Raw genomic sequence first — 13,097 nt, 5'->3', positions numbered from 1 at the left:
CGTGCGCGGGGAGTTGACCATGATCAGCGCCACGGGTGCCTCAGGTGTCACCCGCGGTGTGAAGGGGTCGTGAGCGCTCCCGGGCGCTTGGCGCCGGGCTCCGGAGACCCGGTAGCGTGAGCCGACGATTCCATAGGTTCACACGTAGGAGTCCCGGTGACGCAGAGCGGACAGGGTGACGAGCGGCAGCTTCCCGCTGCACGGCCCGCGCACGAGGGTGTCGTGCTGCCCGCGGAGGGTGGTGCCCCCTGGTACCCGGGGGGTCCGGCGAGCGGGCAGCCGGACCAGGCCACCCCCGCCGGCGGCCAGCCGTGGGGCCAGCCCTGGGGGCCGCAGGCCGGGCCGCAGGACGGCCCGCCACCGGGGCAGCTGCCCCCCGAGCAGCACCAGCAGCAGGCGTACCAGCCGCAGCACGGGCAGTACCAGCAGCCCGCGCAGCAGCACTACGCGCCTCAGCCGGACTCGTACCAGCAGAGCCAGAACCAGTACCACCAGCCGCAGCCGTACGCGCAGCCGCTGCCTCCCGAGGCCGGTCCCGCGGGGGGCGCGGGCCAGGGCGGGGACGCGGACGCCACGCAGTACATCGCGCCCGTACCCGGCGGAGCCCTCCCCGGCGGGATGCCGCCCGAGCGCCCGGCGGAGTCCACCCAGTACCTGGGGCACAACGCCGCGCCCGCGCAGCAGTCCGACGCCGACGCGACCCAGTACATACCCCCGGTGCCCGGCGGCGCTCCGTACGGGATACGGCCGGGAGCCCCGGGTGACCGGCAGCCGCCCGCGGAGTTCGACAGCCTCTTCCGCAGCGAGGAGCCCGCGGGCGCCACCCAGCAGATGCCCCGTTTCGCGGGGCAGCAGCAGCCCCCTCGGAGCGGGCAGCAGCCGCCGCAGGGCGCGCAACCCTACCGATCGGGCCCGCAGGGCGTCCGGAACGGGGACGGCCGGGACGGCGGCCACGGCGGCTACGCGGGACAGGAGCCGGACCAGGGCGGTGAAGCCCCGCGCAGACGGTCCGCCGCGGTCCCGCTGATCGCGGCCGTCGTCATCGGCTGCGCCGTCATCGGACTCGGCGCCGGCGCCCTGATGAGCGGCGGGGACGACAGCCCCTCGGACGACAAGAAGACGGTGGCCGCCCAGAGCCCCACCGCGGACCCCTCCTCGGGGGAGGCGGCCGATCCCGCGAAGCCCCAGGCCGAGGAGCTCGACAAGCTGCTCGCGGACAGCAACAACAGCCGCTCGGCGGTGATCAGCGCCGTGGAGAAGATCAAGAGCTGCCGGGCGCTCGACCAGGCGGCCACCGACCTGAAGGGCGCGGCCCAGCAGCGCCGCGACCTGGTGACCCGGCTGGAGGCGCTGAGCGTGGACAAGCTCCCCGCCAACGCCGAGCTGACGACCTCCCTGACCGACGCCTGGCAGGCGTCCGCGGAGGCCGACGACCACTACGCGGCGTGGGCCGGCCAGGCCAAGGACGGCAAGAAGGTCTGCAAGGGTGGCAAGGCCCGCCAGACCGACGAGACCGCCAAGGCCAACGCGTCGAGTGGCGAGGCCACCACGGCAAAGCGCAAGGCCTCGGGGCTGTGGAACTCCATCGCGCGGAAGTACGGGCTGACCGAGCGCGCCCCCACGCAGCTCTGACGTGACACCCCCACCGGTCTCCGCCCCGTTCGCCGGGGAGGGAGGCCGGTGCACGCGTGTCAGCCGGAGTCGGCGAGGGTCTCCGTGACGTCCACGAAGCCCTTCCTCTCCGCCGTCAGACGCCCGTCGCGGACCACCTGGAACGTCACCCGGCCGTTGACGACGCGGCCGTAGGCGGCCGTGCCGACCATGTCCTGGAACCGCCAGCGCAGGACCGGGGTGAGGCCGCCGGTGTCCACCTCGGTGCCGCGGTTGAGGCTGACGGAGATCCCGCCCGCGGTGATGTCGGGCCGGTCCATCGCCTCGACCACGGCCTTGAGCACGGTGTACGCGATCCAGGTGGTCTGCACGCCCGCGTCGGCCGGATCGATCCGGTCGTCCCCGAATGCGTACCTGCGGATCATCTCCCGCATCTCGTTCCAGCGGGCGTCGCCCGACTCCGGGTACCAGCCGGTGACGAGGGCCCCCTCGAACGGGCTGTCCGGTCCGCCCGTGCGGTCGATGAGGCCTTGGCCGACACTGCCGAGGACCGACGAGATCCGTACCTCGCTGTCCTCCGGCTCCAGCCGGCGGAAGGAGTCGAAGAACGTCTCCGTGCCCTCGCCGAGCACCGCCGTCACACAGCCGTCGCCGGCCTCGCGGAGGGCCTTGGCCGCCTCCGTCTCGTACGAGGTGGCCGCCTCGGTCGTGCTGATGTCGTAGGACGCGGGCCGGTCGCTCCGGCTGAGGCCCGCGTCGAGGAGCCCGGGCATGGTGTCGCCCACCAGGGTGTCGGGCCGCACGAGCGACACGCGCGCGCAACTGGCGGCCAGCTGCTCGCCGTTGCCCGCGACGAGCGCCGACTGGCCGCCGTTGACCGGGTAGGAGAGGTAGCTGGTGAACTCGTCGGCCGAGGCGCCGTACCCGCCGATGTACGGGATCCCGGCGGCCTCCAGCGGAGCCAGGAACGCCCGGCCGTACCGGCTGTACGAGCCGACGACCGCCGCCACGTCCTCTTCGGCCGCCCGCCGGGCGCACTTCGACGCCCCGGCCGCGGTGTCCTGCTCGTTGCAGGTGAGCACCCGGAGCTCGTGGCCGCCGATCCCGCCCTTCTCGTTGACCCAGCGGGCGTAAGCCTTCGCCATGGCCGGCATGCCGGCCATGTTCACCGCGTCGGCCGCGGTGGTGTCCGGAGCCCAGGTCATCACGGTGACGGGCTCCCTGGAGTCCTCCGACGTCCCAGGGAGCACACCGCAGCCGGACATCAGCAGCGCCCCGGCCGCCACCGATGTGAGGAGCTTGTAGGGGCGGGGGGAGGTGAGGCGTCGCCATCCGGTCATGGTCATGAACTTTCGCGGTTCAGGGGTAACGCAGCAGCGTGCCGCGTTCAACGCAGAGTGACGTGGAGGTGAATTGCGGGGGGCCGCGTCCGGCCGCCGGGAGGGAACGTACGATCGGCAACCGTGCAGCAAGGTTCGGAGAACACTTCCCGTCGCGGCCGTCGCTCCTCCACCATGGGCGGCATGCCGCTCAACGACATGCCCTGGTGGCGCTGGCGCAGCAACGTGCGCTCGGCGCTGCACATGCTCTCCGACCCCGTCTTCCACCACGAGTGCTGGCTGGCCGGCCGGGAAGGGTACGGCGACGTCACCGACGCCGTGTACCGCCTGGTAGAGGACACCTGGCTGGACAACTGGTCCGCCGAGAAATACGTGGGGACGATCTTCCGCGACTCGGCCGAGGCCGCCCTCGTGGACGTCGCCGCCCTGCGGGTCCTGCGGATCATGCACCAGATAGGTGCCGACGCCCCCGTGTCCGCCTATCTGGAACATCCCGGGTGGCAGGAGGCGGTCATGGCGGCACGCGAGGCCCATGTGATGCTCGCCACCAACGACGCGGAGGACCCGGACACCCCGCCGCGCTCCCTGGACGTGCTCCGCATCATGACCAGATCCGCGTGACCACCGGGCGGTGTGGCACCCTGACGGGATGACCGCGCCGCAGCCCGCCGAAACCGCATCCGCTGCCTCGGAGACCGCCTCCGAGCAGTACGTCCTCACGCTCTCCTGCCCCGACAGGCAGGGCATCGTGCACGCCGTGTCGAGCTACCTCTTCATGACCGGCTGCAACATCGAGGACAGCCAGCAGTTCGGTGACCACGACACAGGTCTCTTCTTCATGCGCGTCCACTTCTCGGCGGACGCCACGGTCACCGTGGACAAGCTGCGCGCCAGCTTCGCCGCGATCGGGGACTCCTTCCGGATGGACTGGCAGATCCACCGGGCGAGCGACCGGATGCGGATCGTGCTGATGGTCAGCAAGTTCGGGCACTGCCTCAACGACCTGCTGTTCCGCTCCCGCACCGGTGCCCTGCCGGTCGAGATCGTGGCGGTCGTCTCCAACCACACGGACTTCGCCGAGCTCGTCGCCTCCTACGGCGTCCCCTTCCGGCACATCCCCGTGAACAAGGAGAACAAGCCGGAGGCCGAGGCGCAGCTGCTGGAGCTGGTCCGCGGGGAGAACGTCGAACTCGTCGTCCTGGCACGCTACATGCAGGTGCTCTCGGACGACCTGTGCAAGCAGCTGAGCGGCCGGATCATCAACATCCACCACTCCTTCCTGCCGAGCTTCAAGGGCGCGAAGCCGTACCACCAGGCCCACGCCCGCGGTGTGAAGCTGATCGGTGCGACGGCGCACTACGTGACAGCCGACCTCGACGAGGGGCCGATCATCGAGCAGGAGGTCGAGCGCGTCGGGCACGGCGTCACGCCCGACCAGCTCGTCGCTGTCGGCCGTGACGTGGAGTGCCAGGCACTGGCCCGCGCCGTCACCTGGCACGCGGAGCGGCGCATCCTGCTCAACGGCCGCCGTACGGTCGTCTTCCCGTAAGACCCCGCCCCAGGGGCACGGGCCCTCCGGGAGCAGGTCTACAGCCGGCTGAGGGAGGCCGCGGCGAACAGGACGTCGCGGATCGCCTCGCGGTCGCCCTCCTGACCGGCCGCCGCCTCGACCGGCGGCACATGACCCGCGACCAGCCGGCAGAACTCCACCCCGTCGAGCGCGACCTGCGCGACCGTGTGGGCGGGGGAGCCCAGCGCGGCCGGTGAGTCCAGCGCGATGTACCAGTCGCCGCCACCGCGTCCCTCGACCTCCAGGTGGAGCGAGCGGCCCGGGGACCCCGCGGTCACCAGGTGGCGGGCAGGTGAGGCCAGCCCCGCGCGGCGGCGCCCGGCGAGGACGCCGGGGAGCAGCCGGGCGGCCAGGTCGATCATGCGGTGCAGATGGGCGGCGGCGGGCGGCTCGTAGGGGTAGTCCACCGCGTCCGCGATGTCTCCGCCGTGGATCCAGCACTCGAAGGCCCGCTCCAGGAGCGAGTCCTGCAGCGGCAGGGCGAAGTCCCCGTACGGCACGGAGAGTTCCTCGACGCCGCGGCCGGCGAACGACACCGCGCGGACGAGCGAGTGGCTCTGGTCACGCCAGGGCTCCCGTACGGTCCGCGTGGGCGGGAGGCGCGCGGCGGACCAGTACGCCTCGGTGCGCCCGGTCGGTGTCGGCGGCACGGAGCCGTCCGCCTTCCCGAGCGGGTCGTCCAGACCGAGCGCCGCGGACACCAGGCCGTCGACGGCGGTCAGATGGCTGATCACCCCGGCGACCGTCGTCCTGCGGTTCGTCTGACGGTCGGCCTCGAACCACTTGAGCCGCACCGGCGCGTGCCACTCCGCGTCGCCGATGTCCCGCAGCAGCGCGTCGAGCCGTGCGGTCTCCGTGTCGTAGGGCGCGGCCCACGACGGGACGGGGATGCGCGCCGGACGGCGGCCCAGACAGCCCTCCAGGACCCGCGAACGCAGCATCGGGTCCAGGTCCAGGGTGCCGTCGGTGTGCAGCAGCCCCACGGCGTCGCGCAACCGCAGCCCCTCGTCGGCGCAGGGCGCGCACGAGGTGAGGTGTTCCTCGACGGCCGCGGCCTCCTCGGCGGAGCAGGCGGCCAGGGCCCAGGCTCCGAGGAGGGACTTGAGCACCTGGTGCGGGAACGGCGGCCCGGTCCGGCCGGGTTCGGGGGGCTTCGCCGGTTCCTGGACCCCGGGCCGTGCCGGGGGCAGCGTCTCCTGGTCGTCCGCGGCCGGCCGGGGCCCCGGTATGCGGCGTTCCACCGGCTTCTCCCCGTCGAGGCCGCCGCCGTGGCCGCCGGTCACGGCGTCGGTCCGTAGCCGGGAGGGGCGGAGCCCGCCGACGGCCGGGTGTTCGCGGTGGAGAGCAGCTGGAGGCCGAGGCGCAGCCGTCGCCTCGCCTCGTCCTCGGTGACTCCGAGGTCGGCGGCGGCCTGCCGGTAGTCCCGCCGCTGGACGTACGCGAGCTCCAGGGCGGCGCGCAGCGGGGCGGGCATGGAGGCGACGATGTAGTCGGCACGGGCGGCGGCGGTCGCCTTGAGCACCCGGTGCTCCAGTTCCTCGGTGCGCGCCCCGCCCCCGGGCCCCTCGGCCCCGTCGTGGGCGTCGCGGAGTCTCTGCACGGACCGGCGGTGGGTGAGCCGCGCCACCCAGGAGCGCATCGAACCGTGCTTCGGGTCGTACGCGCCGGGGTTCTCCCAGACGTAGCCGAAGACCTCGCGCGTCACCTGGTCCGCGGCGTCCTCGTCGTCCAGCATGCGGTGGGCCTGGCTGTGGACGAGAGCGGCGAACCTGTCGTAGAGCTCGCCGAGTGCCGCCGCCTCGCCACGGGCCAGCCGCTGCTGCATGCGGCGGTCCCAGCGCGGTGGTGCGTCCTTCGCCATCCCGCCCCCAGCCCTGTGCCTCTCGTCACGTCGAATGTAGTCGGCGGCATCCTCCGAGCACGCACCTTTCGGCTAAGTACGTCCCTGGAGTGGCGCCGGATGATAGGGAATGCTTCACCCCTTGTCCCTTCCCGACCGCGTAAGCGGTCCTCCAGTGATCGTTTACGGATGCATCCTGTGTCAGGCTGATGGGCGGGCGGGTGTTTCGCGGGCGCGTGAGCGGGCAGCCGCGAGGAGGAACGGAAACCTCCGGATCCTCCGGAGACCCCGGAACGAGAGGCCGAGTCGCGTGACGCTGAAGGTGTACGAGACCGAGCAGGACGCGTGGACGGTGCTGCGGATCCACGGCGAACTCGACCTCGTGAGCTCACCCGTCGTGCGCCAGTCCGTCCACGGGGCCGTGGCGGCGGGACGGCACGACGTGGTCCTCGACCTCTCCGGCGTCCTCTTCTGCGACTCCAGCGGTGTCAACGTCCTGATCGCCGCCAGACGTCTCATGAAGTCCTGCGGCGGACGGCTGAGGCTGATCCTCCCGGCCCGCGGCGCGGTCGACGGCTCGCACGTCAACAAGGTGCTCGGCGCCCTGGGCGTGCGGCGGCTCTTCGACGTCTACCCCGACGCCGGCGCGGCCACCGACGACACGTCCCAGCCGCTCACCGCCTGACGCGCCGCTCCGGAACGAGGTCGTCACACCTCCGAAGGCCGTCGGTGACACGTGACGCCTCCGGGCGTCGTACGCTCCCCGCATGGACAGCGCAGAGTACGAGCGCAAGATCGCGCACCGCTTCGCCGCCTTCGACCAGGACGGCAACGGCTACATCGATCGCGCCGATTTCAACGCCGCCGCGGCCCGTCTGCTCACCGAGTTCGGTACGACGGCCCGCTGCGACCGCGGCCAGTCGCTCTACACCGGAGCCGAGGCCTTCTGGCAGGGCATGGCGGGTATCGCCGACGTGGACGGGGACCAGCGCGTCACCCGGCAGGAGTTCGTCGGCGGGGCCGTGAAGCGGCTGCGGGACAATCCCGAACGCTTCGCGGAGATCGCGCGGCCCTTCCTGCGCGCGGCGCTCGCCGTCGCCGCGGGCGCGGACCCGGAGGGCAACGCGCCGGCCTCCGCCCCGGTCGACCGGGTGGAACGCGCCCTGCGGGTGCTGGGGGCCGAGGACGACATCGCGAGCGTCGCGGCGCGAAGCCTGGACGACGACCAGGACGGGCGGATCGCCGAGGCGGAGGCGGTCGCCGCCTTCTCCGCGTACTTCACGGTCGTCGAACCCGACGCGTGACCGCCGGGGCCGCGACGGGCGCCCGCCCCGCGCCCTTCCCGAGCCCTTCCGGATGTGGGGTCCGCGGCAACACGCGTGACGGAACGAGTAGTTGACGCCCTCCTTCGACCCGTCCCCGGGCGCTCCGGGGCCGGGCCGGGGCGCCGGACCGGGGGCGGTCATGGCTGACCGGGGGCGTACGGAAGGTGTGCCGCGGGTGACGCAACGCATCCGAAAGCCGGGTGCGCCCCCGGAACGGCCCGTCACCGGGCGGAGTCACGGGCGTGGGCTCGGGTACGCTCCGTGGGATGCGAGTGGTACGGGAACCGGAGGATCCGGGTACGGCCCCCACGGCCGTCCCGGGTGGTGCGCGGTGTCCTGCTCGCGGCCCACGGAGCTGCGGCGGGCCTTCCGGGGACTCGGTCCCCGGGGTGCCGGACGGCTTCTGTTCGACTCTCCGCGGCGCGCGTCGCACAGTATGGACCACGCGTACTCCTTCGCGATGGAATATGCCCGAAGCGCTTGTTGCGGTGACTGTACGTCAACCATGCTGTCCCTCAGGGGAGTCACGTTCCGTGACCCTGAGGAGGCGCGAGGCGATGTGTCCGCCGGTTCGGATGGTGTGAGCGGTGCAGGTGCTTCAGGTTCAGCTGGAGGTCGGGCCGGATCCCGCGGAGGTGGGGCGAGCCCGCAGATGGGCGCGGTCGAGGCTGATCGGGTCGGGGATGGAGGACGACGAGCCCCTCGCGGAAACGCTCATCCTGCTGATCTCGGAGCTCGTCACCAACGCGGTGGTCCACACGGGCTGTCCGGCCGTGCTGCGGATGCTGTTCGGCTCCGCGAGCCCGGCCGGTTCGGCGGGGACGGTGCGCGTCGAGGTGGCCGACACCAGCTGCCGTCCGCCCCGGCCGCGTCACGCGGAGGGTGAGGACACCAACGGCCGCGGCCTGGAGCTGGTGGACGGCCTGGCGGACCGCTGGGGCTGGCAGCCGGAGGGCGCGGGCAAGCGCATCTGGTGCGAGATCGACCGCGGCGGCCCGGTGATGCTCCCGGCGGTCCAGGAGCAGCCCGGCGAGCGGGCCCGTCTCTGAGGAGCCCCTCAGCGTCCCGCGGCCGCCGACCGGAACGTCCGCCGGCAGCACTGCCCCGGGCTGATCCCGACCTCCTCGCGGAAGCGCCGGGTGAAGGTGCGCACGCTCATCGACCGGCCGAAGATCCCCTGCGGGAAGCCCAGTTCGAAGGGAAGCACCCCGTCGAGGGCGAGGACGACCACACGGTGGCTCATCTGGACTCCTGCTCTCCCGCGGATTGGGCCGAACCGCCCGCGTCCTGATAAACGTACCGGTCATGAGGAAGACACCGACCGCCCGCGCCGCCTCCGCCCCCGGGACGGCCGTCGTCCGGCTGACCGCCGCGGCGGCGGCTCTCGTGACCGTCGCCGCGGGTCTCGGTGTCCGCTCCGCGGCGGGCGGGGACGTGGCGAAGTACGCGGGCGACGCCCTCTACACGGTCCTGATCCACATCCTGGTGGTCCTCGTCGCGCCCCGGGTGCGGCCGAAGGCGGCCGCAGCCGCCGCGCTGGCCTTCAGCTGGGCCGTGGAACTGGCCCAGCTCACGGGCGTCCCGGCCGACCTGGCCCGGCAGAGCACGGTGGCACGGCTGGTGCTCGGCTCGACGTTCAACGCGCCGGACCTGCTCTGGTACGTGGTGGGGGCGGCCCTCGCCTGGGCCGTCCACAGCCGCCTGCCGTCCCGGCGGTCACTCGCACGGGCCTGATCCGGCCGGCCTCCGGCGGCGGTCCCCCTGCCCGGCCTCCTCATCGACCCCCTCCACACCTGGTTCGCGTGATGATGCTTCGGGGTGCTTGAGGGCGGCCTTGCGTCTCCGCTGGTTCCCAGGTCGGGGCCGGCTCAGCCCGTCTTCGCGACGCGGGCCGCTATCCTCCGCGCGTCCAGGGCGATCTCGCGGAGCATCCCGCTGATCGGGTTGGTGAAGCCCGTGAAGTACAGGCCCGGCGCCCCGTGCGGGGTGCGGGCGCCGTGCACCACGGGGCGGCCCCTCGGGTCCAGTACCCCGAGATGACCGACCAGGCCCTCCAGGGCGCGTTCGTAACCGGTCGCCGCTATCACGGCGTCCGGGGTGATCCGGGTCCCGTCCGCCAGCACCACCGCGTCCCCGTCGAACGAGGCGACCGTGGCCACGGGGACCACCGTGCCGCTCCTCACCGCGTCGATCAGCCCGACGTCCTGGACGGGGATCGCGCCCTCCTTGACCCGGGAGTACAGGCCGGTGTCCGGGCGGGGGAGGCCGTGTTCCGCCAGATCGGGGACGGAGACCCGGCACATCAGGCGGCCCGCCCGGTCGACGAGCCGGACCGGCAGCCTGCGGACCAGGACGGCGGTGGCCTGGGCGGGCCAGCCGGCCGTCGAGCGGCGCACGATGTGCGGGACCGTGCGGACCGCGATCCGCACCCGGGACGCCCCGCCCTCGACCAGGTCCACGGCGATCTCCGCGCCGGTGTTGCCGATGCCGACGACCAGGACGTCCTTGCCCGCGTACGGGGCCGGGGAGCGGTACTCCGCCGCGTGCACCAGCTCGCCGGTGAAGTCCTCGCTCCCCGTCCACCGGGGTATCCGCGGCGTGTGGTTGAAGCCGGTGGCCACCACCACGGCACGCCCGGTCAGCACCCGGCCGCCGGTCGCGCTCAGCTGCCAGCCGGTGCCGTCGTCGGTCCGGTCGATCCGGGAGACCTCGACACCCGTCACCACCTCCAGCTCGTGCTGCTCGGCGTACTTCTCCAGGTAGCGCACCATGTCGTCGCGCGACACCCAGCGCCCGAAGCGGCGGGGCATGGCCAGCCCCGGCAGGGCGGACCAGCGCCGGACCGTGTGGAGGTGCAGACGGTCGTAGTGGCCGCGCCAGGACGACCCGACGCGGCCGGACTTCTCCAGCACGACCGCCCGTACGCCCTGTTCCCGCAGGGCCGCGGCGGCGGCGAGACCACCCGGGCCCCCACCGATCACATAGACCGGCCGGCCGTCGGTGCGGTCGATGGAGGCGGGCAGGGCGTCATCGGCGGTGGGGGTGCTTTCGGGCATGCTTCGGAGCGTAATAGGACATGAACATGATGGGTTCCGGGTCCGGACGGGAATCGGTTGCGAAATGATCACGGGGCCGGCGCACGGGCCCGTTCAGAGGCCGGGAGCGCCCCACACCGGGAACCACCGCGAGAGATCGCCCTCCACCCGCAGGTCGTCGCCGAGCACGGCCCGCACCTGGAGCTCCAGCTGGTTGTCGCGCCTCTCCCCGCCTCCCGGGGCCGGGGCGAACGGGTAGAACGTGCCCCGCTTGTAGAGGTAGACCAGGGCGAGCGCACGCCCCTCCGGGTTCCGGAACCCGACCATCGAGCAGAGCAGGTGCGGGCCGAAGCCACCGTCCTGGAGCAGGGTGTTGACCGCGTGCAGGTCGTTGACCAGGGCGGCCGTGCCGTCGGCCCCGGTCTCCTGACGGGCGAGCAGCCAGGTGTAGCCGTAGGAGTCCCGGCTGAACTCGACGGGGACCCCTCCCCGCCCCGTGTCCGCGTCGAGCAGTTCGCGTACGTCCTGCTGGATGCGGGCGAACGTGCCGCCCTCCACCCCCGCGAAGCACACCGATCCGGCCCCGGTCGGTGTGAAACCGGTGCCGGCCTGGAGGGTCAGCGCGGCGGAAGGGACGGCGAAGAGCTGGTCGAGGTCGGGGCGGACCGGTTTGCTGCGCCCCAGGATGCTGTCGAGCAGGCCCACGGAAACTCCTTACGGGTGAGACAGGCCGGCGGAGATGCGGGCCAGCTGGTCCAGACGCTGTTCGAGGGTCGGGTGGGAGGAGAGCAGCCGGCCCAGGCTCTCCTTCGAGGCGAAGGCGGGCACGAAGTAGAAGGCGTTGTACGGCTCCGCCTTGCGGAGGTCCTCCGTCGGGATCCTGGCCATCTGCCCGCTGACCTTGGTGAGGGCGGAGGCCAGCGCCGAGGGGCGGCCCGTCAGGAGTGCGGCCGTGCGGTCGGCCGAGAGCTCGCGGTAGCGGGAGAGCAGCCGGGTCAGCAGGAAGCTGAGGGCGTACACGACCGCGCTGATCAGCGGGATCAGCATGATGATGATGCCCGCCGGGTCGTTGCCCCGGCTGTTGCGGGCGAAGCCGCCCCACAGGGCGACCCGGGTGACGACGCCGGCGAGGACCCCGAGGAACGACGCGATCGTCATCACGGCGACATCGCGGTGTGCGACGTGCGACATCTCGTGGGCGAGGACGCCCTCGAGCTCCTCGGGCTCCAGTCTGCGCAGCAGCCCGGTCGTGGCGCAGACCAGGGCGGTCCTCTCGCTGCGGCCGGTCGCGAAGGCGTTCGGCACGTCGCTGCGCGCGATGGCCACGCGGGGTTTCGGCATGTCGGCGAGGGCGCAGATCCGGTCGACCGCCCCGTGGAGTTCCGGCGCCTCCCGCGGGGTGACCTCCCGGGCGCCCATGCCGTACGCCGCGATGCGGTCGCTGAACCAGAACTGGGCGACGAACATCCCGCCCACCAGGATCAGGATGATGGGCCAGGCGCCGCGCAGGACGGCCAGAAGCACGCCCACGAGGACCACGTACAGCAGGCCGATGAAGAACATCGTGCTCACCATGCGGGTGGTCAGACCGCGGTCGGGGGCGTAGCGGGAACGGGTCCGTGCCATGGGTGCCTCCAGTAGCTCACCTGACTCCCATAGTGCCCCTTTCATGCAAAAGCCGTATAAGTAAGCGTTCAGGGCCAGAGGAGCTCGCGGCTCCAGCCCGCACCGTCACGGCGGTAGCGCAGCCGCACATGCCGGCGCCGGTCGTCGCCCTGGAAGAACTCCACCTCCCACGGCTCGACCGCGTACCGCGTCCAGGTCTCCGCCTCCGCGTCCGGCTGTGCCCGCGCGCGCTCCCAGGCCGCCTCGGAGGCGCGTACGAGCTCCTCCCGTGAGGGCAGCACCTCGCTCTGCGAACCGGTCAGCGCGGCGGCCAGCGCGCCGGTGGACCTGGCGCCCAGATCGGCCCGGCTCTCCTCGCGGCCCGCGGGGGTGACCGCGCCCCGCACCCGCACCTGCCTGCCCTGGGCGGGCCAGTAGAAGCCGAGCGCCGCGTACGGGCGGGCGGCGAGCTGGCGGCCCTTCGCGCTGGTGGCGTGCGTGGCGAAGTGCCAGCCGCGCTCGTCCGCGTCGTGCAGCATCAGCGTGCGTACGTCGGGCCGGCCTTCGGGGTCCGCGGTCGCCAGGGTCATGGTGTGCGGTTCCGTCTGGCCGGCGGCCACCGCCTCGGCGAACCAGGCGTGGAAGAGGGGCAGCGGGGTGGCGGGCGCGGTGGACGGGTCGAAGCGGGGGAGGGGCACGTCCCAGACGCGCTGCGCGTGGAGCAGGTCGCGGAAGTCCTTCTGTGCATCGCTCATGGGTCCATTCCACAGC

At 72.8% G+C, this 13,097-nt stretch carries 15 protein-coding genes; 7 read left to right on the top strand and 8 right to left on the bottom strand.

The window, feature by feature from the left end; genetic code table 11:
* The first annotated feature begins 156 nt into the window (after window positions 1–156).
* Window positions 157–1,632 carry a PAT1 family protein gene (locus tag LWJ43_RS13710; RefSeq protein ID WP_277332535.1) on the top strand — a complete coding sequence of 492 codons (1,476 nt, stop codon included), beginning with the start codon at window positions 157–159 and terminating at the stop codon, window positions 1,630–1,632.
* A gap of 59 nt (window positions 1,633–1,691) precedes the next feature.
* Here the strand turns inward: LWJ43_RS13710 and LWJ43_RS13705 are convergent, their stop codons facing one another.
* Window positions 1,692–2,951 carry an ABC transporter substrate-binding protein gene (locus LWJ43_RS13705; protein ID WP_277332534.1) on the bottom strand — a complete coding sequence of 420 codons (1,260 nt, stop codon included), beginning with the start codon at window positions 2,949–2,951 and terminating at the stop codon, window positions 1,692–1,694.
* A 174-nt stretch (window positions 2,952–3,125) separates the two neighbouring features.
* On the opposite strand from LWJ43_RS13705, the gene LWJ43_RS13700 reads away from it, so the two are divergent.
* Together LWJ43_RS13700 and purU are read left to right on the top strand one after the other, a co-directional pair.
* Entirely contained in the window at window positions 3,126–3,572 is a 447-nt protein-coding gene (locus tag LWJ43_RS13700; protein ID WP_014154721.1) for an SCO4402 family protein, read from the top strand.
* A 28-nt stretch (window positions 3,573–3,600) separates the two neighbouring features.
* On the top strand, window positions 3,601–4,500 hold the full coding sequence (gene purU, locus LWJ43_RS13695; RefSeq protein WP_277332533.1) for a formyltetrahydrofolate deformylase: 900 nt from the start codon (window positions 3,601–3,603) through the stop codon (window positions 4,498–4,500).
* A 38-nt stretch (window positions 4,501–4,538) separates the two neighbouring features.
* On the opposite strand, the gene LWJ43_RS13690 is transcribed toward purU, so the two are convergent.
* Together LWJ43_RS13690 and LWJ43_RS13685 are read right to left on the bottom strand one after the other, a co-directional pair.
* Entirely contained in the window at window positions 4,539–5,804 is a 1,266-nt protein-coding gene (locus tag LWJ43_RS13690; protein ID WP_277332532.1) for a maleylpyruvate isomerase N-terminal domain-containing protein, read from the bottom strand.
* Complete coding sequence (locus LWJ43_RS13685; RefSeq protein WP_277332531.1) at window positions 5,801–6,382, bottom strand: RNA polymerase sigma factor; 582 nt, start codon at window positions 6,380–6,382, stop codon at window positions 5,801–5,803. Before LWJ43_RS13685 ends, LWJ43_RS13690 begins: the two co-directional genes overlap by 4 nt.
* A 289-nt stretch (window positions 6,383–6,671) precedes the next feature.
* Between LWJ43_RS13685 and LWJ43_RS13680 the strand changes: the two genes are divergently transcribed.
* The 3 genes from LWJ43_RS13680 to LWJ43_RS13670 all read left to right on the top strand — a co-directional run bounded on the left by LWJ43_RS13680 (window position 6,672) and on the right by LWJ43_RS13670 (window position 8,735).
* Window positions 6,672–7,046 carry an STAS domain-containing protein gene (locus LWJ43_RS13680; RefSeq protein ID WP_277332530.1) on the top strand — a complete coding sequence of 125 codons (375 nt, stop codon included), beginning with the start codon at window positions 6,672–6,674 and terminating at the stop codon, window positions 7,044–7,046.
* 82 nt (window positions 7,047–7,128) lie between these two features.
* Complete coding sequence (locus LWJ43_RS13675; RefSeq protein WP_277332529.1) at window positions 7,129–7,665, top strand: EF-hand domain-containing protein; 537 nt, start codon at window positions 7,129–7,131, stop codon at window positions 7,663–7,665.
* Window positions 7,666–8,273: 608 nt separating this feature from the next.
* Window positions 8,274–8,735: an ATP-binding protein gene (locus tag LWJ43_RS13670; protein ID WP_277332528.1), complete on the top strand. Its 462-nt coding sequence runs from the start codon at window positions 8,274–8,276 to the stop codon at window positions 8,733–8,735.
* Window positions 8,736–8,743: 8 nt separating this feature from the next.
* Here the strand turns inward: LWJ43_RS13670 and LWJ43_RS13665 are convergent, their stop codons facing one another.
* Window positions 8,744–8,929 (bottom strand): helix-turn-helix transcriptional regulator, encoded by a 186-nt coding sequence (locus tag LWJ43_RS13665; RefSeq protein ID WP_277336071.1) that lies wholly within the window; start codon window positions 8,927–8,929, stop codon window positions 8,744–8,746.
* 62 nt (window positions 8,930–8,991) lie between these two features.
* Between LWJ43_RS13665 and LWJ43_RS13660 the strand changes: the two genes are divergently transcribed.
* On the top strand, window positions 8,992–9,420 hold the full coding sequence (locus tag LWJ43_RS13660; protein ID WP_277332527.1) for a ribosomal maturation YjgA family protein: 429 nt from the start codon (window positions 8,992–8,994) through the stop codon (window positions 9,418–9,420).
* 134 nt (window positions 9,421–9,554) lie between these two features.
* Here LWJ43_RS13660 and LWJ43_RS13655 read toward each other — a convergent pair whose 3' ends face one another.
* The 4 genes from LWJ43_RS13655 to LWJ43_RS13640 all read right to left on the bottom strand — a co-directional run bounded on the left by LWJ43_RS13655 (window position 9,555) and on the right by LWJ43_RS13640 (window position 13,081).
* On the bottom strand, window positions 9,555–10,742 hold the full coding sequence (locus LWJ43_RS13655) for a flavin-containing monooxygenase (protein ID WP_277332526.1): 1,188 nt from the start codon (window positions 10,740–10,742) through the stop codon (window positions 9,555–9,557).
* 93 nt (window positions 10,743–10,835) lie between these two features.
* The gene (gene pspAB / locus LWJ43_RS13650; RefSeq protein ID WP_277332525.1) at window positions 10,836–11,426 is read right to left on the bottom strand and encodes a PspA-associated protein PspAB; all 591 of its coding nucleotides are present in this window, start codon (window positions 11,424–11,426) and stop codon (window positions 10,836–10,838) included.
* Between the two features lie 9 nt (window positions 11,427–11,435).
* Window positions 11,436–12,347 carry a zinc metalloprotease HtpX gene (gene htpX / locus LWJ43_RS13645; protein WP_277332524.1) on the bottom strand — a complete coding sequence of 304 codons (912 nt, stop codon included), beginning with the start codon at window positions 12,345–12,347 and terminating at the stop codon, window positions 11,436–11,438.
* A 68-nt stretch (window positions 12,348–12,415) separates the two neighbouring features.
* Entirely contained in the window at window positions 12,416–13,081 is a 666-nt protein-coding gene (locus tag LWJ43_RS13640) for a pyridoxine/pyridoxamine 5'-phosphate oxidase (RefSeq protein WP_277332523.1), read from the bottom strand.
* Window positions 13,082–13,097 lie beyond the last annotated feature (16 nt).

This window comes from Streptomyces sp. JH34 (assembly GCF_029428875.1).
GTDB lineage: Bacteria > Actinomycetota > Actinomycetes > Streptomycetales > Streptomycetaceae > Streptomyces.
The sequence above is the reverse complement of the archived record's forward strand: the minus strand, read 5'-3'. Positions and strand labels throughout refer to the sequence as shown.

What these genes read in the sequence shown, in the direction of transcription:
- LWJ43_RS13700 (WP_014154721.1), top strand. Translation starts at nt 3,126, where the DNA reads ATGGGCGGCATGCCGCTCAACGACATGCCCTGGTGGCGCTGGCGCAGC.
- LWJ43_RS13705 (WP_277332534.1), bottom strand. Translation starts at nt 2,951, where the DNA reads ATGACCGGATGGCGACGCCTCACCTCCCCCCGCCCCTACAAGCTCCTC.
- LWJ43_RS13660 (WP_277332527.1), top strand. Translation starts at nt 8,992, where the DNA reads ATGAGGAAGACACCGACCGCCCGCGCCGCCTCCGCCCCCGGGACGGCC.
- LWJ43_RS13640 (WP_277332523.1), bottom strand. Translation starts at nt 13,081, where the DNA reads ATGAGCGATGCACAGAAGGACTTCCGCGACCTGCTCCACGCGCAGCGC.
- htpX (WP_277332524.1), bottom strand. Translation starts at nt 12,347, where the DNA reads ATGGCACGGACCCGTTCCCGCTACGCCCCCGACCGCGGTCTGACCACC.
- LWJ43_RS13655 (WP_277332526.1), bottom strand. Translation starts at nt 10,742, where the DNA reads ATGCCCGAAAGCACCCCCACCGCCGATGACGCCCTGCCCGCCTCCATC.
- purU (WP_277332533.1), top strand. Translation starts at nt 3,601, where the DNA reads ATGACCGCGCCGCAGCCCGCCGAAACCGCATCCGCTGCCTCGGAGACC.
- LWJ43_RS13685 (WP_277332531.1), bottom strand. Translation starts at nt 6,382, where the DNA reads ATGGCGAAGGACGCACCACCGCGCTGGGACCGCCGCATGCAGCAGCGG.
- LWJ43_RS13675 (WP_277332529.1), top strand. Translation starts at nt 7,129, where the DNA reads ATGGACAGCGCAGAGTACGAGCGCAAGATCGCGCACCGCTTCGCCGCC.
- LWJ43_RS13665 (WP_277336071.1), bottom strand. Translation starts at nt 8,929, where the DNA reads ATGAGCCACCGTGTGGTCGTCCTCGCCCTCGACGGGGTGCTTCCCTTC.